The sequence below is a fragment of the Bacillus sp. FJAT-27225 genome (assembly GCF_001685025.1).
Taxonomy (GTDB): domain Bacteria; phylum Bacillota; class Bacilli; order Bacillales; family Cytobacillaceae; genus Bacillus_D.
Window position 1 is genome coordinate 297,887 of record NZ_MAYU01000025.1, and the last position, 19,594, is coordinate 317,480.

General features: G+C 38.7%; 24 protein-coding genes. 17 read left to right on the forward strand and 7 right to left on the reverse strand.

Annotation, left to right across the window (positions count from 1 at the left end; translation table 11 throughout):
* Positions 1–470 precede the first annotated feature (470 nt).
* From A8F94_RS23970 to A8F94_RS23985, 4 genes are read right to left on the reverse strand one after another with little or no spacing between them, the layout of a single operon-like run.
* Positions 471–707, reverse strand: a complete 237-nt coding sequence (locus A8F94_RS23970; protein ID WP_066206861.1) for a spore germination protein — start codon at positions 705–707, stop codon at positions 471–473.
* A 48-nt stretch (positions 708–755) separates the two neighbouring features.
* Positions 756–989, reverse strand: a complete 234-nt coding sequence (locus tag A8F94_RS23975) for a hypothetical protein (protein WP_066207014.1) — start codon at positions 987–989, stop codon at positions 756–758.
* Positions 990–998: 9 nt separating this feature from the next.
* The gene (locus tag A8F94_RS23980; RefSeq protein WP_066206863.1) at positions 999–1,250 is read right to left on the reverse strand and encodes a hypothetical protein; all 252 of its coding nucleotides are present in this window, start codon (positions 1,248–1,250) and stop codon (positions 999–1,001) included.
* 11 nt (positions 1,251–1,261) lie between these two features.
* A complete protein-coding gene (locus A8F94_RS23985; RefSeq protein WP_066206868.1) occupies positions 1,262–1,489 on the reverse strand; it encodes a hypothetical protein in 228 nt (75 codons plus the stop codon).
* Between the two features lie 180 nt (positions 1,490–1,669).
* On the opposite strand from A8F94_RS23985, the gene A8F94_RS23990 reads away from it, so the two are divergent.
* The gene (locus A8F94_RS23990; RefSeq protein WP_066206870.1) at positions 1,670–2,143 is read left to right on the forward strand and encodes an Hsp20/alpha crystallin family protein; all 474 of its coding nucleotides are present in this window, start codon (positions 1,670–1,672) and stop codon (positions 2,141–2,143) included.
* A gap of 68 nt (positions 2,144–2,211) precedes the next feature.
* The gene (locus tag A8F94_RS23995) at positions 2,212–3,183 is read left to right on the forward strand and encodes a hypothetical protein (RefSeq protein WP_066206873.1); all 972 of its coding nucleotides are present in this window, start codon (positions 2,212–2,214) and stop codon (positions 3,181–3,183) included.
* 121 nt (positions 3,184–3,304) lie between these two features.
* On the opposite strand, the gene A8F94_RS24000 is transcribed toward A8F94_RS23995, so the two are convergent.
* A complete protein-coding gene (locus A8F94_RS24000; protein ID WP_066206876.1) occupies positions 3,305–3,499 on the reverse strand; it encodes a twin-arginine translocase TatA/TatE family subunit in 195 nt (64 codons plus the stop codon).
* 247 nt (positions 3,500–3,746) lie between these two features.
* On the opposite strand from A8F94_RS24000, the gene A8F94_RS24005 reads away from it, so the two are divergent.
* On the forward strand, positions 3,747–4,034 hold the full coding sequence (locus A8F94_RS24005; protein ID WP_066206881.1) for a hypothetical protein: 288 nt from the start codon (positions 3,747–3,749) through the stop codon (positions 4,032–4,034).
* 121 nt (positions 4,035–4,155) lie between these two features.
* On the forward strand, positions 4,156–4,794 hold the full coding sequence (locus tag A8F94_RS24010; protein WP_066206886.1) for a CPBP family intramembrane glutamic endopeptidase: 639 nt from the start codon (positions 4,156–4,158) through the stop codon (positions 4,792–4,794).
* Between the two features lie 375 nt (positions 4,795–5,169).
* Here the strand turns inward: A8F94_RS24010 and A8F94_RS24015 are convergent, their stop codons facing one another.
* Positions 5,170–6,402, reverse strand: a complete 1,233-nt coding sequence (locus A8F94_RS24015; RefSeq protein WP_077247900.1) for an MFS transporter — start codon at positions 6,400–6,402, stop codon at positions 5,170–5,172.
* A gap of 503 nt (positions 6,403–6,905) precedes the next feature.
* Here A8F94_RS24015 and A8F94_RS24020 point away from each other — a divergent pair.
* The 11 genes from A8F94_RS24020 to A8F94_RS24070 all read left to right on the forward strand — a co-directional run bounded on the left by A8F94_RS24020 (position 6,906) and on the right by A8F94_RS24070 (position 17,522).
* Positions 6,906–7,277 (forward strand): GntR family transcriptional regulator, encoded by a 372-nt coding sequence (locus tag A8F94_RS24020; RefSeq protein WP_066206891.1) that lies wholly within the window; start codon positions 6,906–6,908, stop codon positions 7,275–7,277.
* The gene (locus tag A8F94_RS24025) at positions 7,274–8,170 is read left to right on the forward strand and encodes an ABC transporter ATP-binding protein (RefSeq protein WP_066206894.1); all 897 of its coding nucleotides are present in this window, start codon (positions 7,274–7,276) and stop codon (positions 8,168–8,170) included. Before A8F94_RS24020 ends, A8F94_RS24025 begins: the two co-directional genes overlap by 4 nt.
* Positions 8,167–8,853 (forward strand): hypothetical protein, encoded by a 687-nt coding sequence (locus A8F94_RS24030; protein WP_066206897.1) that lies wholly within the window; start codon positions 8,167–8,169, stop codon positions 8,851–8,853. Before A8F94_RS24025 ends, A8F94_RS24030 begins: the two co-directional genes overlap by 4 nt.
* Positions 8,854–9,170: 317 nt before the next feature.
* Positions 9,171–9,863 carry a DUF2711 family protein gene (locus A8F94_RS24035; protein ID WP_066206899.1) on the forward strand — a complete coding sequence of 231 codons (693 nt, stop codon included), beginning with the start codon at positions 9,171–9,173 and terminating at the stop codon, positions 9,861–9,863.
* A 26-nt stretch (positions 9,864–9,889) separates the two neighbouring features.
* Positions 9,890–10,324 (forward strand): hypothetical protein, encoded by a 435-nt coding sequence (locus tag A8F94_RS24040; protein WP_066206902.1) that lies wholly within the window; start codon positions 9,890–9,892, stop codon positions 10,322–10,324.
* 179 nt (positions 10,325–10,503) lie between these two features.
* Positions 10,504–11,538, forward strand: a complete 1,035-nt coding sequence (locus tag A8F94_RS24045; RefSeq protein WP_066206906.1) for a DUF2268 domain-containing protein — start codon at positions 10,504–10,506, stop codon at positions 11,536–11,538.
* A 466-nt stretch (positions 11,539–12,004) separates the two neighbouring features.
* Positions 12,005–12,988 carry a GMP reductase gene (guaC, locus tag A8F94_RS24050; protein WP_066206909.1) on the forward strand — a complete coding sequence of 328 codons (984 nt, stop codon included), beginning with the start codon at positions 12,005–12,007 and terminating at the stop codon, positions 12,986–12,988.
* 142 nt (positions 12,989–13,130) lie between these two features.
* A complete protein-coding gene (locus A8F94_RS24055; RefSeq protein WP_066206912.1) occupies positions 13,131–13,862 on the forward strand; it encodes an ABC transporter ATP-binding protein in 732 nt (243 codons plus the stop codon).
* Entirely contained in the window at positions 13,859–14,605 is a 747-nt protein-coding gene (locus A8F94_RS24060; RefSeq protein WP_066206913.1) for an ABC transporter permease, read from the forward strand. Before A8F94_RS24055 ends, A8F94_RS24060 begins: the two co-directional genes overlap by 4 nt.
* 261 nt (positions 14,606–14,866) lie before the next feature.
* On the forward strand, positions 14,867–16,021 hold the full coding sequence (locus tag A8F94_RS24065) for a pyridoxal-phosphate-dependent aminotransferase family protein (protein ID WP_077247901.1): 1,155 nt from the start codon (positions 14,867–14,869) through the stop codon (positions 16,019–16,021).
* A gap of 877 nt (positions 16,022–16,898) precedes the next feature.
* Positions 16,899–17,522, forward strand: coding sequence for a hypothetical protein (locus tag A8F94_RS24070; protein WP_066206917.1), 624 nt, complete (start codon positions 16,899–16,901; stop codon positions 17,520–17,522).
* Between the two features lie 104 nt (positions 17,523–17,626).
* On the opposite strand, the gene A8F94_RS24075 is transcribed toward A8F94_RS24070, so the two are convergent.
* Positions 17,627–17,998, reverse strand: coding sequence for a VOC family protein (locus A8F94_RS24075; RefSeq protein ID WP_066206920.1), 372 nt, complete (start codon positions 17,996–17,998; stop codon positions 17,627–17,629).
* 200 nt (positions 17,999–18,198) lie between these two features.
* Here A8F94_RS24075 and A8F94_RS24080 point away from each other — a divergent pair, with 200 nt between their 5' ends.
* Positions 18,199–18,714 carry a GNAT family N-acetyltransferase gene (locus tag A8F94_RS24080; protein ID WP_066206924.1) on the forward strand — a complete coding sequence of 172 codons (516 nt, stop codon included), beginning with the start codon at positions 18,199–18,201 and terminating at the stop codon, positions 18,712–18,714.
* A 224-nt stretch (positions 18,715–18,938) separates the two neighbouring features.
* Positions 18,939–19,520 (forward strand): O-methyltransferase, encoded by a 582-nt coding sequence (locus A8F94_RS24085; protein WP_066206926.1) that lies wholly within the window; start codon positions 18,939–18,941, stop codon positions 19,518–19,520.
* Positions 19,521–19,594: the final 74 nt, after the last annotated feature.

The window sequence follows — 19,594 nt, forward strand, 5'->3', positions numbered from 1 at the left end:
GGAAGTGTATGGAAGGGAGTTATTCCTTAATGCAGTGGATAAAAGTTATGTTTAAACAATTCTTAAATGAGCCTTTGTGGTTTAAAATACTCATTTCTTCAACATTATTAAGTTCAATTATTTTAAGCAGCTCATTTTTTTCAGATAAAGCATATTTTCAAAGCAGCTCCAAATTAGCTGCCGCAATCTTTTTTTGTGCATATGCCTTTAAATTCAGGAGAAATCTTCGAACTTCAGTTATCTTATGTATTTCAGCGGGAATATGTATTTTTCTATCCATTCTGGCACTGTATAAGTGATAAACGTGTCCGATAAATAAAAATTTTACATTGGTTGAAAGAGCGGGTTGAAAATTAATTATCATATAATTGCTGGAGTAATAATAGGAATTGGAGTCGTTTTTGCTATAAATAATACCTGAAGAATCAATGAACGCTCAGAGAGGCTCTGAGCGTTTTTGTATATTGAACTTAAACAACACTGTTTTTATTGGCGTTGCTGTCAACTGCATCCTGATCAAAAACGGTTGCGGTCGGAACAGCAGAAGGGGAGAAATCACCGTTTTGCTCGCCAAAAGCCTGGTTCCGTTTATATGTTACCAGCTGATCGATTAATTGAAGCGAACCCATATTCGTCACGGCTCCATTGTCTACTGTATTGATTTTAAAACCAAGAACGTTTATGACCATCGGTGAGATAAATACCATGAAAACACTCCTAACCTGAAATGATAGTATTCCATTAGTCCAGGCGTTTTAAATAACGCTATTTTTTACCGAGGGGCTATCGACCAAATCCATATCTAATACAATCGAATTTGTCAGGAACATTGGCGATAGATCGCCGTTTTGCTCACCAATTCCCTGGTTCCGCTTATAAGAAACAAACACGTCCAGATGCTGGCTTGGGCCGAGGTTCACAACTGCGCCGTTATCAATGGCATTAATCTTGAAGACTAACAGGTTAAGGGTAACTGGGGCAAACATGATTATCACTCCTTAGAGGGCAGGAAGATTGGCAGATTCAAAGGTGGTATTGGAATCAAGCTGGTCGCGGTCATCCACAAAGCTTCTCGTACCAAAAAAGTTGCTTCCGTCTCCCATGTTCTGGCCGAGTCCCATATTTTTTTTGTCGGAGTTGTGCCACTCCGCCAGCAGGTTTTGACCGACATTGATGGCTGAAGCATTTTCAAATGAATTCACTTTAATAATATTAATATTTATATTGATGAAAGGTACCGGACCGGCCATCATAATCCCCCTTATTTAGTTGCTTTTCCTGAAAAACTATCGAACGGTTCGTTATCATTGATTGATGTGGATACAAAAATCCTCAGGCAACCATCAGCATGCTGCTGGCCAAATCCCTGGTTTTTCTTTGCGCTCACATTCCGATTGTGCTTTATTGTTGAATTAAAAGAAACAGTACTTAGGTGGTCGGTATTGTTTAATTTAATGCCTTTAATAGTGATATTGGTCGGGAGAAACAACGTGCCACCCTCCTTCTTTTATTTAGTTTTTTATAGACTATGCGCCTGAAGGGAGAATTATGATGCCTGTGACAGTGTCTGGAAAGCCAGCATGAAAGCCTGATAGCAACGCATGAATTAAGACAAACCAACATACTTATCTATAAGGGGCAGGCTTATGTAAAGCAAGGAGGATCCATCATGGATATGAATAAGATAATGCAATGGATGGATATGGCGAAAAAATATCAATCTTCTAATTTTTGGAGCGATATATTTGAACAGTCCTCCTTTGAAGAATTTATGAAAAGCAATCTCGATATGGGATGGGCGGGCCAATCTCGAGCTGACACAACACAAGCGAAAGGATTCCCTCCCACAGATATATACAAGACGGATGATGAAATTTTTGTAATCTCTGATTTGGCTGGTTATATGAAAGAGGAAATCAGACTGTCTGTTTCGGGTACAAAATTATTGATAAAAGGGAACAGGAACGAGATAGCTGCAGGAGAACCAGTCCAACAGGAGAGATATCAAGGGGAGTTTAACCGAATCATCCAGCTGCCTGAGCCGACTTTCCCAGACCAAATTCGGGCAAAGTTTACGAATGGACTGCTTATTATCAGATATCATCGGCAATTCAAATCAGATGAGCAAGTGCCAATAGAATAACACCCACTTCGCAGAAGAAACTATTTGCCTAAATTTTAATATCAAAAAAGACAAAGTGGGGTTCTGCTATGTCAATAAAAGAGATATTCAATCCAAAAAGCAAAAAGGATGAACATAAAACCAGTGCTGAAGAAATAGAAAAGCTAACCTTAAGAATGAACACATTTGAAGTCAATATGAAGAGCCTGCTTACATTTGAAAAGCAGGTAAGGTCATCGATGCTTAAAAAAGAAAAGCCGGAAATAAACAGAAAACCACATTCTGACACCGAAAAAAGGAAGGTGAAGGATGAGGGGGAAATCGGCTTTGAGAAGCGGATTACAGACATTATAGAGGGGATACTTTCAGAAAAAACAGCCTCATATCGCGAAAAGGAACAAAGACTGCAGGAAAAAGTCCAGTCTATGGAAAAACTGCTTTCCGCTCTTTTACAACGGGAGAATCGCACGGAAATGGAAAGTAGTATCCGGCATAGAATCCGGTTCGAACAAATACGAGAAGAGAGTAGTGAATCGGAAGGTAGAATAAATGAAGCGTTTTTGACGCTTAACGGAAAAATCACTGCCATTGAAAACAATTTACTGCTGGTCAATGAAGTACAGGCCGGGCTTTTAAGAAAGATGGACGAGCTTTCGGCCCAGTACCAATATTTAATTAACAATACTTCAGAAACTCCCGAAAGTCCTGAAACAACCGAACAGAGGCTACTCTATAAGACATTATATATAGATAAAGTATACTTGGACAAATACGAGCAAAATAATACCTTTGGCCAGCTTGGTATCAATCAGTTGAGCGGTGCATTGAATATAGGAGCAACATACGGAAAAGATGCGATTCCTAATGAAGTAACAGAAAAATTGAAAGAAGACATACAAAATATGAAAGCAGAAAAAGAGGAAATGGCAAAAAACGAGGAAGACGATTTGAAAACAATTGACGACGGTAATGCTGATGAGACTGTTCAGGATGATTCATTTAATAGCGAAGAAGAGGCCAGTTATTGTGATATAGAGATAGAAGAAGATCCACCATGGTGAGACAATAAGGGAAAGGGAAAAAGAACCAAAATCAAAGGAGGATTATCAAATAGAAACAGACATTAAGAAAACCAAACCAAAAAGGCGCCATAACCTCGAAGGTATGGCGCCTTTTCCGTATCTATTTAGTTGGGCGATTGTCATCTTTTGTAATTTCTTTTTTTATCTCTTCTGTAAGTCCTTCCGAGGCACGTTTAAATTCACGTATCGACCTACCTACAGCCCGGCCTATCTCTGGCAATTTATTAGGACCGAATACAATCAGCGCCACAATAAGGATCAAAATCATTCCCGGTACACCGATATTAGCCATTATTTCATCTCCTAGTGGGAATTCATCTTGTCACACAAGTACAGTATACCTTTTTTAAAAAAAGAGGACTAGTAATATGGGTGTTTCCTTTTATGCCAAACAAAAATCTGCAATTCAAGGCGGCTATTAAAATACTCACGAATAGTACTTGAATTAATAATGAAGTTCACCTGGCATTTGACAACATTCGAAAAAGGAATTTCCGTTTTTTGGGAGAATTTATAAAGTAAACGATTAAAGGAGGAGGTTCTTGGAATACTTAGTGGTTTTTAGCTTCCATTTCTTCATTATGGGTTCATTCGTTATGTTCTTAAGTGGACTATTAGGTTTCCTTTTTCCCAGGGTCATATCTTTTTTTGTGGTCATTATACTAAGTATGTTGATAGGCTATATCTATTCCGTAATTTATGAGGTCCCTGGTTTAGCTTTCTTCTCTGCTTTATTTAATGGAACTCTTTCCCTCCTTGCTCTTGGATTTGTTAAGGCATACTATTATTCAAAGCAAAAGGCTCAAGAAATCAGCGATATCGATTTATGATACAGTTCATTGTGAATGCCTATATCGCAGTTTTTATTTAAAAAAGCAAGTCAGCTGAATGTGAAAAAGGATTACCTTAACGAATATATAATTTAGTAGTTTAGATGAAAGGAGATTTCTGTTGAAGTTACAACTAAATAAACCAAATCCAAGTACCTCCATTTTTAATATCACGGGAAAAATCATACTTTTTGTATTAATTGTTTTTATTGGATATTTCCTCCGGGGTATTAAATTACCCGAGCAATTTATAATCATAACCGATACGTTGCCAGAGGGTACTTTTAATTCCCAACTGCAAAATAGAATAATATTAATACTGTTTTTAGTCATTGCGTTTTTTTTATCAGGCAGGAAGTACCAGCATCTTTTTAGTGTATCACCCCTAAAAAAGAAAGAAACCTACTTTTGGATATTCGGGGCGATGGCATTAGTTGTTTTACTGCTGCACCAGCCCTTTTCTTTTTATTTGCTGCCTTTCCGGTTTGAGGAATATATCCAATATGTTATCATTACCTGCATCATTGTCCCCATTGATGAAGAATTCTTTTATAGAGGGTTACTTCTTTTAATCCCTTTTAGAACATTACGTTATGCAATGTTATTCATTTCTTCCTTTCTCTTTGCTTTTATCCATTCCGCTGTTTTTAGTTCGCTGCTGTTAGGCCTTGCCCTTGGTATTCTTGCCCTTCGGTTTAGCAACTTATTGGTGCCAATCCTGGCACATTCTCTATGGAATGTGTTCTCCATTTTTTTCTGATTGAATTTTAGTAAAGCTAAGTAATGAGAAAAATAACCCAATATATAAGGAGAGTTGAATCAATCAACATGCATTTATAGGTACGTGTTGAATGTCTTTTTAATTCTTCCAACAGTCTGTTTCTTATAGTTTTGGTTTTCTGGAAATTTTATTCGGAGGAAAGGAATGAGGTGGATCATGTCATTTGATTGGATGAGTAAAATCAGGCAGGCCAAAAACCAATTATATGAGCCTAATCACCTCACTTATGAGCCTCATATGAGCCTTTTTTGCATCGATATGAGCATTTATTGGAAAGTACTTTAATGAGCAAACCTGAAATGGGGCTGTACCAAATGTCAATGGTGACACTGGTACAACCCCAGTTTGTTATAGTTAATCCCCTTCGAATGCTAATTTGATTCGTTCAGGTTGTTTTTTCTTATTCGCTTCGGTTGGTGCCTTTTTTCTGCTGCCAATGAGATACAATAACAGAATAACGACCATAAACGCTGCAGAGGAACTGAACGTCATGCCGTATCCAACATTTTTTGCTAAAAACCCGAGACCTACAGATCCAACCGCTAAGCCAAAATCAATAAATATAAGAAGCATCGAATTGGCGGTTGCTTTTTTGTCCGGCGGAACAAGTGTTAATGCCCAAGCCTGGATAGTTGGATGGATGACTCCGTAAGCGATTCCGAATAATATTCCTGAAACCCAAACCATCATCATACCAGTAGAAAAGCCCAATAAGACCAACCCAGCAGCACCTGAGATAGCGGCCGGAATAATGAGGATCCGATGGCCCCATCTATCAAAAATTTTTCCAGAGAAAAATCGAACTAAAACCATTGCAATTGCTTGTGCAATAAAAAACTGTGAAATCTTTCCCCCGACATTGATTTCTTTTCCAAACGCTCCTATAAAATTGACCGTTCCTGCGATTGCCATATAATTGAGCGCCACCAAAATACTTGGAAGAAGAACTCGCTTATCGAACATGTACTTATAAAAAGGTTCTTTATTTGTCTCCTTTTGCGGTTCTTCTTCTTGTTTAATCGTATTATTTTTTGTAAAGAAACTGCAGACTAATGAAAAAGCCATAAGCCCCAGAGTTAATATCATCATGGAACGGAATGAGTAATTTGCCAGATATGAAATCGCAATTAATGGCCCCATTGTCGTTCCAACGCTAGTCGACATTGCGAAAAAAACAATGCCCTCACCCAGCCGGGATTTGGGAACAATGTTACTTGATATCGTAAAAACTAAAATCGTTAGCATACTAAATCCAATACCTTGCAGCGCTCGAATGAAAATTAAAAAACCAATCGATTGATTTACTAAAGTAAGACCGATTGTTCCCGAAAAATATACAAGTGAGATAATGAGGAGCAATTTCATATTCACTTTTTGGATAATTACACTGGCAAAGAAGCGTGTAACCAATGATGCTAACATCAAGGTCGTGGTCATGATTCCTGCAATTGCAGGATTATTACTAATAGATGATACGAAAATTGGGAAACCCGCTGTGATCATATAAAAAGAAGCGAACATGACCGATGACAATAAAATAATAATGACATATTGGTTTGTCCATAATTTAGCTTTTAGTTTACCCATATTGTAAATGAACCGCCTTTCAGGGCTTTTTGTTGAATCATGAAATTTATTCTTTCCTAATTTTTATAAAATATTTGACGAAAATTTAGAACCTGGATTAAGATATCGACAGGAAATTCGGCAATAGCTGTATCTGTTTGTATTGTAAGTTTAAATTTTGTTCGAATACTATAATTCAGTGGTAAGAAAGCCTCCTGATTGAATTGCCTCGTATCCTTTTATAAAAACAAGAGCAAACGTTACATTCATAAAAATAATGTGTAATAAGTACAAGCATGAAAATAGCCATCCAAACAATCAGAGATGCCTTAATCCAAGTGGATTAAGGCATCTTTTTATTGAGTTCATTGTTATTGGAAAGGTGAAGTTCCTATTTGTCTATTTTTTGAGGACTACTTTTGATTCTAACAGAATAATGTTTTGGGCGAATATCCGTTGACTTAACGCTTCATATGTTATATGGTTAATTACATAAGTAATTAACCAATGTGGTGGTGTGTATTATGGTGTTTACAATGGACGACAGCCGTCCGATTTTTGTGCAAATAGCCGAGCTGATCGAAGACGATATTATTGAAGGCAGGTTACCGGAGGAATCGCAAGTGCCGTCAACGACTCAATTTGCATCGTTTTTTCAAATCAATCCGGCAACGGCAGCCAAAGGCGTTAATTTGCTAGTGGATGATAATATTTTGTACAAAAAGCGGGGGATAGGCATGTTTGTGGCGACAGGTGCAAAAGCAAGGCTGATGGAGAAGCGGAAGGAGAGTTTTTACGAACAATATGTTGTTGCGATGATTCGCGAGGCAGAAAAACTTGGTATTTCCAAAGACCAATTGTCAGATATGATTCGGAGAGGGGAAGCGACAAAATGAAGAATATTGTTGAAGTCCAAGGACTGACCAAAAGATATGGCGGCATCAATGCAGTCGACGATGTCAGCTTTACAATGGAAGCTGGAAAAATTTACGGATTGCTAGGCCGAAACGGCGCGGGCAAAACAACGATCATGCACATGCTGACGGCCCAGTTATTTCCGACAAGCGGGAAGGTACGCGTGTTCGGAGAGGCTCCATATGAGAACAATCGTGTATTGAGCCAAGTTTGTTTTATTAAAGAAAGTCAGAAGTATCCAGACCATTTTCGAGTCATCGACGTACTGGAGTTGTGTTCGATTATTTTCCCCAATTGGGATAAGCAATTTGCTGATCAATTGGTTAATGAGTTCCGTATCCCTCTGAAACGGGCGATAAAGAAGTTGTCACGAGGTATGCTTTCGTCCGTCGGCGTCATCATCGGTTTGGCGAGCCGCGCCCCTCTGACCATGTTCGACGAGCCTTACCTAGGGCTGGACGCTGTATCACGGGAGTTGTTCTATGATCGGCTGATTGAGGATTACGCGGAGCACCCTAGAACAATCGTTTTGTCAACGCATTTAATCGACGAGGTGAGCCGGATTTTAGAGCATATAATTGTCATCGATAGCGGTGAGCTTATCCTAAATGAGGATGCGGATGCCATACGCGGGAAAGCTTATAGCGCCATAGGTCTGGCGGATAAAGTAGAATCTTTCCTTTCCGGGCAGGAGATGATTGATCGAAAACCACTCGGCGGCCTTTTGTCGGCAACCGTAATTGGCAGTCTGGATACTGAAAAGCGGAAACAGGCCGAATTACTAGGGCTGGAGCTTACCCCGGTATCACTTCAACAATTGATCGTTCATTTGACCAAACAAAATTCTGATCACAGGGCGGTGGATATCCGATGAATCAAATTACGACTGTAATGAAAATTCATGCCAAGGATAAATTTACTTGGTTGATCGTTCCATGGTTTTTTGTATTGCTTCCTTCTTTTTTAGTAAACCTTATGGTCGGATGGATAGTCCATCCGGAAAAAGGATTTTATACAGGAGGTTTGGCTTCCATCTTTATTTGTATGTTGGTTGTAGGGATTCTTATGCTGGCGAAAAGCTTTCCGTTTGCACTAGGACTGAGCATCAGTAGAACGGACTTTTTTCTTGGGACTCTCATGATGGTAACCGTTATTTGCTTGGGTAGTTCTGCTGTGCTTATGGGGCTTTCGTTCGTGGAGGGTGATTGGGCCTGGGGAGTCGGACTGCATTTTTTCAACCTTCCTTATTTGAGTGAAGGTCCCCTGGTGGAACGGTGGTGGACCATATTCGCGATAACGTTTCATATGACCTACCTTGGATTCGCCATTGTCGCCGTATACAGGCGATTTGGGAGAATCGGTCTGTTCATTTTGTTTCCAGTTGTTTTTGTTGCCGGGTCGGTGCTTGGCTTCTTGTGCACGTATTACGGCTGGTGGATGGACATCTTCAATTGGCTAAGCGGATATTCTGCCGCTCAATTAGCTTCTTGGTTGTTTGTTGGCGCGGTTATCTATGTTCTGCTTTCGTTTTTCATGGTCCGTAAAGCCACCGTTTAGCCATTGACAGGATGTATGGGTGTCTCTCAACCTGGGGGGTATAAGGGATTAATCTTACAGCTAAGTATCAAAAAGTCTATTGTTTAAAAGCGACTTATTCTGAGTAATCGTTAAACAAGAATCTTCAACAATAAGGCGCTTTCCTGAAATAAGGAAAGCGCCATTTTTTTAGAAAACTAACGCGCTTGGAATATATATCGACACATTTTTATAGACTATGCGTGGGTTCAGGGAGGATTCAAGCACCTTTTGGCGAATCCTTTATTTAAGGAAAATAATTGGAAATCAATAAGAGCAAAAAACAAGAGGGGGAGCAAATGTCAGATTCAAGAATAATGCCAGATCCTCATAGATATGCTGTATGTGCCAAGGAAGATATACCAATTAAGGAGTTCTATCAAGGCGTCTTTGAGGAGGTCTTTATTTTATATCACCCGTTTATAAAGCCTAAAACAATGGAATGGAACGATGAAGAGTATTTCGGGAAAAATGTTATCTCCACACATTGTGAACCAATTTCCTGGACAGACTTCCTGGCCTTGTCTTCAATTGAAAGCCACAAAAAGTTGGATATCGGACTCAGGTCATATATAGGCGGATTAAACCAGCAATTTGCCGGTAAGGAAGCAGCTCACGTGATCCAGGAGGTTTGTGAAAAAAACAAATTGATCGTACCATCTGAAGGATATTTTTCAGAACTTCTGTTTAATAAAATGTTGGAGGCCATTAAACAGGAAGGGCACGAGTGGATATGGTGCGGAGATGAATTTGGGACGGAACGGAAACTGCACTATATTGAGGATGTAATCGAAGACAATAATCCTTTTGGAAATCAGAGAGTCAATCTTTTTACTCATGATGCGAGTATTTTGCTGACGACACATTGGGACAGCCATTTTTCTCTTTTGTGCTCAGACAAGGAAACAGTACATAGAATAGTGAGTTTATGCAATCTGGAAGGCTTTTATTGCACGGATAAGACCCAACTATATTGGAGTATTTTTGACTAAAATGGGCGTATTTCTGGAGGAGTTAAATGAAAAATAGAAGGTATTTGCTTATCGGACTTGCAGGAATCATCATTTTTTTCTCTATTAAAATGTACAATGATTATAAAGAAAAAGGCTTAAACGATCTAATTGGCTCTGATTTATCGGAATTCGACTATTTAGTTTTTAATGAAGGTGTAGAGCAGTACCAAGCGAGGACCGATCAAGCAGACCATGCAAAAAAGTTAAATGACTTTTTTAGTCAATACCGAGTTAAAAGAATGAAGGACGATGAGTGGAATCCCGATGTGTCAAACGAAAGAGGATTCAACCTTACAATCTACGAAAACGGTAAACCTATAATCGCTCACATTTATGAGAATCGGCTTCTTTTTCTTAACGACGGGAATTATTATACAGTTGTAAATGGACCGATTGATATGGATTGGATTAAAAGGTACACAAATCAATTTCGGCAATAACCGATTGCTGCTATAATTCTTTACATAAAGGAAGAAATGAATAGTGAGCGTAAAAACGAACGGATTTTTTAAAGATAAAGGTTTCGGTTTTTGGCTGCTTATTGATACATGACAGTTGAAAAGACGTGTGGATTTGCACACGTCATTTTCTTATTTATTGTTTTTCATAAAAAAATGGGGTGTTAAATATATATAGACATCTATTTCTAATTCTCTTAATAATCTCATCTTTCTTAACTGGTTGTGTTAAAGATAGGGCTTCGACAACAATAACACCACCAAAAAAGGAAATATCCACTTCAAGGAATGTTGATAACACCGAAGGGTATACAATTAAAAATGCTTTTCCAACACAGTTTAATATTGGAGAACAAGAGTTTGAAATTGTACCGGTTTTTAATCCTTTACTTGACTACATTGGAAAGGTAAAAGAGGATTCAAATGCTAATCATAAAGATTTGTACATATCAACAGTTGTAGAACCCTTCCGTAAAGAGGCGTTTGGTGAAAATGGAGGACTTGGACTGAAGGATAAGTATAATTTCGCAGCTCCTCTCAATGTAAACCGACTGAATGAATCTATACGGTTATTGGATGAGGAGTACGAAAACTTTATTCGGTTAATAACGGAAGGGTTAGAGAAATCATCTTTGCTTCTAAAGGGAGAGAAGACAACCATTTATTTGTTTCCGGCTAATCCGGACCAATATGCCATCATTAGCCAAATGAGCGGAGTTTTAGCATTTGCAACGACTAATCAAGTAATTGTCTTACATATAGCACCGCAAAATTTTGAAGAAGACATCCTCAAATATACGTTGGCACATGAATACCATCATACTGTTTACTTAACCAAAAAGAAACAGCAGGAAAGAGATTTGTTTGATTATGTTATAACAGAGGGCAAAGCGGATTCTTTTGCAAATTTGGTCTTTCCTGAAATTAACGCTCCTTGGACAGATGAATTATCTCCTGAAGAAAAGCAGGCTATTTGGAATTGGGCAAAAGAGAGACGATATTCTTTTAACACTAACGACTTGGCTGAGATGAATAGAGGAAACCGGATCATCCCAAAATGGTCTGATTACAGAATTGGGTACGGAATGATGCAAGATTTTTTGAAACAAAATCCTGCTTATCCTATAAGCGAATGGACATTTATGAACGCTGATGAAATTTTGGAGAAAGGCCATTTTGCCAAAAAATTTGAATAATGGTTTAATGAAATCCATTTTTGTCAGGAAGGGTAAGTTACTGAGCTACTAATTGATTCAACAAAAGGATGCTTATTAAACTATCGGGTACTGGGTAACTCGAAGAAAAACCGGAATATATAACAAAAAAACTCACCAATTTTTTTAAGGTGAGTTTTGCTTTTTTGTATGCTATTTACCATGTCAAAAGAACAGTCATATCGGTTAAATTTTTGGTAAAGCACCGCAAAATCAAACCTTATTATTATAATTTGTCGTTTTTAAAAATTCTGAAGGAATGTTGACTACAAAGGATTATGTTTAAGATTTCCACACTTAGTTTGTATTTAAACGAAAAAACGAACGATTAATTAAGTTGACAATATAATGTTCGCATATTAGACTGTTAATTGTGATTGAGGATGGAAAACTTATTTAAATTACTCTGATGAAGTACAACAATGAAGATTTAAAGGGGAGTTTAGACGTGGATACAGTATTTGATTATGAAGATATTCAGCTTATTCCAGCAAAGTCGATCGTAAAAAGCCGCTCTGAATGCGATACATCTGTCGAGTTTGGAGGCCGGAGGTTCAGGTTGCCAGTCGTTCCAGCAAATATGCAAACCATTATTGATGAGAGCCTTGCTGTTAAATTTGCAGAGAATAATTATTTCTATATTATGCATCGATTTCAGCCGGAGAAACGTGTTGATTTTATAAAAGACATGAATGCTCGCGGACTATATGCTTCCATTAGTGTTGGGGTTAAAGATGAGGAATATCGTTTTGTTACTCAATTAGCTGAGGAGGGACTAACTCCTGAGTACATTACAATCGATATTGCGCACGGCCATTCCAATGCGGTCATCGAGATGATTCATCATATCAAAAAGCATCTTCCAGAAAGCTTTGTCATTGCAGGGAACGTCGGAACTCCCGAGGCGGTAAGGGAGCTTGAAAATGCTGGTGCCGATGCTACTAAAGTAGGGATTGGACCGGGTAAAGTTTGTATAACAAAAATCAAAACCGGTTTCGGAACTGGCGGCTGGCAGCTGGCAGCACTAAGATGGTGTGCCAAAGCAGCAAGCAAACCTATTATTGCTGATGGCGGAATCCGTACGCATGGTGATATTGCAAAATCCGTCCGTTTTGGGGCATCAATGGTGATGATTGGTTCCATGTTTGCCGGCCACGAGGAATCCCCAGGTGAAACCATTGAAATTGGCGGCAAGCTGTATAAAGAATATTTTGGATCAGCTTCCGAGTTTCAAAAAGGCGAAAAAAGAAACGTCGAAGGCAAAAAGATGCATGTTGAGTATAGAGGCCCTATAAAGGACACTCTTATTGAAATGGAACAGGATCTTCAATCGTCGATTTCGTATGCAGGAGGAAACAAGCTTTCGGCTATTCGAAATGTTGACTATGTGGTTGTGAAAAACTCGATTTTCAACGGTGACAGAATTTATTAAATACAGAACAAGCAGTGGATTTCATGGCTAAAATGAAATCCACTGCTTTTTAGTTTCTAAACCTTCTGTTTTATGATAGTTGTTAAGGGTACAGTTTTTCATAGGTGCCTATAACATAGAAGAAACGAAAGAGGAATCGCAAATGAATGCATCAATAGAAAAGGCTATCGAACTTGAGCATGTCCATTATTCAGTTGGATCGGTAAATATTATAAAAGATATAACAGGATCCATTTCAAAAGGAAGTATCACGACACTTGTTGGCCCTTCTGGCGCGGGTAAAACATCATTATTCCGGCTGATTAATGGACTGGTATCACCAACTAAAGGAGACATCCGGATATCAGGGAAAAATATTGAAGAGTACGAGCCGACCGAACTTAGGAGAAATGTAGGCCTTGCCCTACAAAGCGCAACAATGCTTAGCGGCAGTATATATAAAAACCTGGCACTGCCACGAACACTAAAAAAGGGAACATTGCCAGAGGAAGAAGCAGCTGAACTTCTCACATCGGTGGGTTTGGAAAAGGATCTATTGAAGAGAGACGTAAAAGACCTTTCCGGCGGCCAAAGACAAAAGGTTTCCATAGCGAGAACCCTCGTCAACCGGCCAAAGATTTTATTGCTCGATGAAATTACATCCTCCCTCGATCGGGTATCGAAGCAAGATATCGAGGAGCTAATCGTTCGAATTAACAAAGAGTTTCACGTAACGATGATGTGGATAACTCATAATCTGGAGCAGGCTATACAGATCGGGGATGAAACATGGGTGATTATGAACGGGGAGCTGTTGGAGTCCGGAGAGAGCAGTCTTCTTCTTCAGCCACAAAATGAGCTTGTAAAACAGTTTGTCAAGGGGGATATCCAATGAGCTACCTGGCATTATCCTTTAGCCTTGTCTTCGTTCTCATCCCACTTTTATTATCAAAGACGTTAAAGCTTGAACTTGAAAAAGATATACTGATCGCTACCATCCGTTCAATTGTTCAACTGTTTATCGTAGGATATATCCTGACCTTCGTATTCGAGTCAGAACATATTATCTATACTATCCTCATGGTGGCATTAATGATTGGTGCCGCAACTCAAAATGCAAGAAAAAATGGGGCTGGCATTCAAGGAATCACCTGGAAGCTCATCCTCACTTTTGTTTTTATCGAGCTGCTCACGCAAGGTATCCTGCTAGGCTTTAACATTACTCCCGCAGAGCCGCAATATATTATTCCGATAAGCGGGATGGTCGTTGGGAACTCAATGGTTCTCGCGATTCTGTTCTTAAACCGTTTTACGGCAGAAATAGAGGCAAGACATGATGAAACAGAGTTGATTTTAACCCTCGGCGGTACACCAAAGCAAGCCATTCATATCTCTTTAATTACTTCCATTAAGGCAAGTTTGATTCCTACGATTGAGAGCCAGAAAACAATCGGGCTCGTTCAGCTCCCAGGAATGATGAGCGGCCAAATTATTGCCGGAGCTGACCCCGTCCAAGCAGTACAATTCCAGTTGTTAATTCTGTTCCTTCTGCTTTGCACGGCAGCCGTAACCAGTATCCTGCTCGGTTTTCTGTCCTATCCGACATTATTTAATAAACGGATGCAAATACTCCGATAGTCAAGACGATTCTTTCCCAGCCTAATGTAACAGGCTGGGAATTTATTTACCTCTTTAGAATACACGCTCAAGTAAAGGAGCTTACATGAATAAGTGTCGCAGGTACATATGAGTCGTATGGAGAATCTTTTATTGAAAGTGGTGCAAAATTAGGATAACCAATACACAAGTAGTAAAATATCTTTGTATTCAGACACAAGAATTCCCTTTATGAATTATTATGCTAAACTAATTTTAGTAAAACGAAAGGGGGAAATGATTATGTATCCAAAAGTCCTTAGACATCCTGGACCTACTCCAATTCCTAAAAAAGTAGAGTTGGCAATGGCCCAGGATATGATTAGCCATCGAACCGAGGAATTTGTCAAGCTATATCAAGAAACAACCCACCGTGTGAAACCTATCTTCGGAACTAAGCAAGATATTTTGCTTCTTCCATCAGGTGGAACGGCTGCATTAGAGGCAGCTGTAGTGAATACGGTTTCTCCTGGAGAAGAAGTTGTTGTCATTACAGTTGGAGCCTTTGGGGATTATTTCGTTTCAATATGCGAGAAAAATGGTTTGAAGGTACATAAACTAGCAAAAAATTGGGGCGAAGCTTGCACAACAGAAGACCTGATTGATTTTTTGAAACAGCTACCTAACGTTAAGGCTGTTTTTGCAACTTATAATGAAACGTCTACAGGAATCATAAACCCTATTAAAGAATTGGCAGAAGTCGTACGTAACCATTCCGATGCCTTAATTATCGTCGATGGAGTAAGCTGTATAGGGGGAGCCCCTGCCGAAATGGACGAATGGGGTATCGATATTTTGGTAACAGGTTCACAAAAAGCAATGATGCTGCCTCCTGGCCTAGCCCTTTTAGCTGTAAGTGAGAGGGCCTGGAAAGTGATTAAGAACAATCGTACTTCTGCATATTATTTGAATTTATTAAGCTATCGTGAATGGGCCGAAAAAGGAATGACACCTAATACTCCAGCAATTTCACTCATAAGAGGCCTTTCTGCAGTGTGTGATTTAATTGAGGAGGAAGGGGGATTTTCGAAAACAATTGAGCGGCATGAAGTCATGAAAAACATGGTTCGGGAGGCTATGAAGGCTCTGTCGATTGAATTGTTGGCAAGTGATGAATTTGCCTCACCAACCATTACAGCGATCCACAGCCCGGAGGGAGTCGACCTGGCAGCCTTTTTAGGACATCTGAAAAATAAGTATCACCTCGATTTTGCCGGTGGTCTTGGTCACCTTCAGGGGAAAATTTTCAGATTTGGACATATGGGCTATTGTTTCCCTAGTGATATCCTGCAAGCAGTTTCACTAATAGAAGCTGGTTTGAAGGATTTCTCCTATCAGTTTGAGCATGGCGCAGGAGTGAAAGCTGCACAAAATGTATTCTTATCTTCATTAAAATAGAAAAATTTTAGAGAAGACTGGCTCTAGTGGAAGCTGAACACCAATTTGAACGGGCATCTATTTTAAATGGTGCTAGAATCTAATTACTATCAGGGGAGCATGGAGTGAATTTCTTGACCCAGCATAAACTCACTTTTTTAATAAGTTAGGCATATTCTTAAAAGCGACGCAAACTTAGATGCGTCGCTTTTTTATTGGCGCAGATTTACTTTTAGTACTAAACCTTCAAAGTGGCACTACAATAAAGTAACTAGTTTAGCCCGGGAAGACTAGTGAAAAGCTGCTAGTTTTTTTCGAAAGATGGTAATAAAGTGTGGTGAAGTGGACTAGTCCACCTTCAAGCCCTACTACTTGTATTGACGGAGTAACTAGTTAAATTCTGTAGTGGTATTAGTGAAAAGTTGCCATTTTACTTGGAGAATAGGAATAAAGTGTTATCTAAGAGACTAGTCCACCTTCAAGCCCTACTACTTGGATTAGCGGAGTAACTAGTGAAATTCTGTAGTGGTACTAGTAAAAAGTTGCTAATTTACTTGGAGAGTAGGATAAAGTATTATCTAGGAAACTAGTCCACCTTCAAGCCCTACTACTTGGATTGGTGGAGTAACTAGTTAAATTCTGTAGTGGTACTAGTGAAAAGTTGCCAGTTACTTGGAGAATGGGAATAAAGTGTTATCTAGGAGACTAGTCCACCTTCGAGCCCTACTACTTGATTCGAAGGGGTAACTAGTTAACCCCTGAAGAATGACAAACTGCTATTGTTTTTTAAGAATAGAAAAAATATGGTACAGGCAGACTACTTGAAACAAAGTTTAGTATTTTTTATGGTAAAATTTATAAGCTAGAGAAGATTTAAAGAGGGGAGATTTAAGTCGGCATGTCTAGAAAAAAGCAGCGGAATTTGCAAAGCCCGGAACAAGTGAAACGAGATCTTGCAAATAATAAGAGATTAAGAATTATATATGTTTTTTTAATTATTATGGGTATTTTTACTTTGTCAGGTGGAGCTATTATTGGCTATAGAAAATGGTTTATTGCAGATCTTTATCATGCATTTCTCTACGATTCCATTGGAACTGCCTTTTTATATTTGGCTGGGATAACGCTCTTACTCTTTTTTATATATGCCAGCCTCGTGATCACATTGAAAAATCCACAAAGTATAAAGAAAACTCAAGTTGCCGCCTGGGGAGGAACGGGAATAATTTGTCTGGCCTTGACTGTATTTATTTTTCAAGAATTGAGTTCTTTAACAATGAATAGTATACGAGATATACAAGATTATAAAAATGGGGTCGTGAAGGTAGAAAATCTTACAGTTGTGGATGTATATACCGGAGGCGGGCGCTACTCAAATAATGATATAGCATTAATAGAGACGGAAAAACATGACCTAACGCTGCTACTTGACCTATTTCGGCTAGAAGAAGGTAAAACATATCGGTTTACATTTATGGAACGGACCGGCACTATTTTAAATATTGAGAAGATTGATTTATAAAAAATACATACAAAGAAAAAAGACCGCCCTGTTTATAAGGAAGTCCTAAAAGAGTGGTGGAAACATTCTTTATAAGGGGGCTAATAAGTCCTGAAATGATTCTTTTACCGATGTTGATCTACTAGAATTTGATTGCCATCTGGATCTTCAATGAAAAAATGAGCGGGTCCAGTTGTTGTTTCATCTGCTTCAGAACGAATGTTTATTCCTTCAGCCTTAAGTTGTTTTTGGATTTCCCGGATATCTGTGAACGATTCAAGATTTCTGGCATTTTGATCCCAGCCGGGGTTGAAGGTTAAGATGTTCTTTTCAAACATCCCTTGAAACAGCCCGATTATACAATTTTCATTCTTCATAATTAACCAATTCTGAGTGATGTCACCACCAAAAGATTCAAATCCTAGTTTTTCGTAGAAAGCTTTTGAAGCCTGAATGTCTTTCACGTTTAAACTTACTGAAAATGCACCTAGTTTCATTTGTTGGTCTCCTTTTTGATTGAGAATTCAAATAAGTATTATTTGTTTTACTATAAATTATGGCTCGAAAACAATCAACATTTACCCCGGGTTTTATATACCTCCTTTTTTGATTCGTGTTTATCTAGAAGGATAACGACTATCTTTGTTGAATTCCTTATAAAACACACAGGGAAGACTGATATGGGGGAAAGTGAATAATGAGCGTTAATATTAGAAAAGCAGTATTGTCTGATGCAAAAGGAATAGCTAAAGTACACGTCGACTCCTGGAAAACAACTTATATGAATATCGTTCCAGACGAATACTTGAACAAGTTAACATATGAAAGCCGGGAACAGTTATGGAATAGGAACATTCCAGAGGGCGGTGTATATGTAGCAGAAAGTAGTGAGGGGCAAATTGTTGGTTTTTCATCAGGCGGGAAAGAGAGAACTGGAAAATACAAGGGATTTGATGGGGAACTATATGCAATTTATCTTTTAAAAGAATTTCAGGGACAAGGGATTGGAAAGGCACTTGTCGAACCAATCAAAAATTACATTAACAAGCTAGGATTAAATTCAATGCTTGTTCTGGTTTTAGAGGACAATTGTTCTCGCCTATTCTATGAAGCACTGGGTGGAAAGAAAATAGATGCCCTTGAAGTAGAAATCGCAGGGAAGAAACTATCCGAACTCGTCTATGGTTGGGAAGATATTCGGAATCTACACTAAAACTCTGTCGTCTTACGAACAGGTTTTATCTTTAAAAGCGAGCCTGCTATAGAAATTCAGTTTGTCCAAAGATTAAAGGTTGGTGGAGAAAAAAATCTTTAAGGTATTCTCCTGGTGAATTTCTATTAGTATGACCATTTTTTAAATAGCCTGGTGATTAATCCTATGGGGAGAAGCGAAAAACCACATTAAATCGGTTAATTCTTCATAATCGGGGGATACAAATGACAACAACATATCGTTCAAATTCATATATTCCAGAATTAGTTCTGGCCAGCAAGGTATTAGCCAGAAGAAATAATTTCGAACATTCCTGTTCAGATGAAGCCGGAAGACTATTATCTGTACTGGTTGGACAAATAACACAAGGGAAAATCCTGGAGATTGGAACTGGCTTTGGGGTAGGGAGTTCTTGGATTCTTTCATCTATTGCTCCAACAGTAAAATTTTTAACCGTAGATCATGTAAAAGAAAAAATTGATGCAACTTCCAATCATATAAAACATAACCAAGCCGAATTTATCAGTGGAGATTGGAAAGAAGTTATTCCAAAAGGTCCTTTTCAATTCATTTTTGCGGATGCAGCTGCAGCAAAAACGATTGAAGGGGAGCTTTTATTCCAAACATTAAATGTCGGAGGGATGTTGTTTATGGACGATTTTACCCCCGAAGAGCACTTTCCAGAAGAATGGAAAGGGAAACCCGATACAGTCAGGGAATATTGGTTAAATCATAGTGGATTGCTGGCAACAGAAATTTACTTAACACCAACTTCCTCTGCCATATTAGCAACAAGGATTAATTGAACTACCCACCACTTAGCACTCATACGAGTTGCTTGAAGTGGGGGATTCCTAAGTACAGAAGCCTATTGGCTTCT

What these genes read in the sequence shown, in the direction of transcription:
- A8F94_RS24035 (WP_066206899.1), top strand. Translation starts at nt 9,171, where the DNA reads ATGTCAGATTCAAGAATAATGCCAGATCCTCATAGATATGCTGTATGT.
- A8F94_RS24020 (WP_066206891.1), top strand. Translation starts at nt 6,906, where the DNA reads ATGGTGTTTACAATGGACGACAGCCGTCCGATTTTTGTGCAAATAGCC.
- A8F94_RS23995 (WP_066206873.1), top strand. Translation starts at nt 2,212, where the DNA reads ATGTCAATAAAAGAGATATTCAATCCAAAAAGCAAAAAGGATGAACAT.
- A8F94_RS24055 (WP_066206912.1), top strand. Translation starts at nt 13,131, where the DNA reads ATGAATGCATCAATAGAAAAGGCTATCGAACTTGAGCATGTCCATTAT.
- A8F94_RS24030 (WP_066206897.1), top strand. Translation starts at nt 8,167, where the DNA reads ATGAATCAAATTACGACTGTAATGAAAATTCATGCCAAGGATAAATTT.
- A8F94_RS24015 (WP_077247900.1), bottom strand. Translation starts at nt 6,402, where the DNA reads ATGGGTAAACTAAAAGCTAAATTATGGACAAACCAATATGTCATTATT.
- A8F94_RS24065 (WP_077247901.1), top strand. Translation starts at nt 14,867, where the DNA reads ATGTATCCAAAAGTCCTTAGACATCCTGGACCTACTCCAATTCCTAAA.
- A8F94_RS23980 (WP_066206863.1), bottom strand. Translation starts at nt 1,250, where the DNA reads ATGGCCGGTCCGGTACCTTTCATCAATATAAATATTAATATTATTAAA.
- A8F94_RS24025 (WP_066206894.1), top strand. Translation starts at nt 7,274, where the DNA reads ATGAAGAATATTGTTGAAGTCCAAGGACTGACCAAAAGATATGGCGGC.
- A8F94_RS24060 (WP_066206913.1), top strand. Translation starts at nt 13,859, where the DNA reads ATGAGCTACCTGGCATTATCCTTTAGCCTTGTCTTCGTTCTCATCCCA.
- A8F94_RS24080 (WP_066206924.1), top strand. Translation starts at nt 18,199, where the DNA reads ATGAGCGTTAATATTAGAAAAGCAGTATTGTCTGATGCAAAAGGAATA.
- A8F94_RS24085 (WP_066206926.1), top strand. Translation starts at nt 18,939, where the DNA reads ATGACAACAACATATCGTTCAAATTCATATATTCCAGAATTAGTTCTG.
- A8F94_RS24040 (WP_066206902.1), top strand. Translation starts at nt 9,890, where the DNA reads ATGAAAAATAGAAGGTATTTGCTTATCGGACTTGCAGGAATCATCATT.
- A8F94_RS24075 (WP_066206920.1), bottom strand. Translation starts at nt 17,998, where the DNA reads ATGAAACTAGGTGCATTTTCAGTAAGTTTAAACGTGAAAGACATTCAG.
- A8F94_RS23970 (WP_066206861.1), bottom strand. Translation starts at nt 707, where the DNA reads ATGGTATTTATCTCACCGATGGTCATAAACGTTCTTGGTTTTAAAATC.
- A8F94_RS24070 (WP_066206917.1), top strand. Translation starts at nt 16,899, where the DNA reads ATGTCTAGAAAAAAGCAGCGGAATTTGCAAAGCCCGGAACAAGTGAAA.
- A8F94_RS23990 (WP_066206870.1), top strand. Translation starts at nt 1,670, where the DNA reads ATGGATATGAATAAGATAATGCAATGGATGGATATGGCGAAAAAATAT.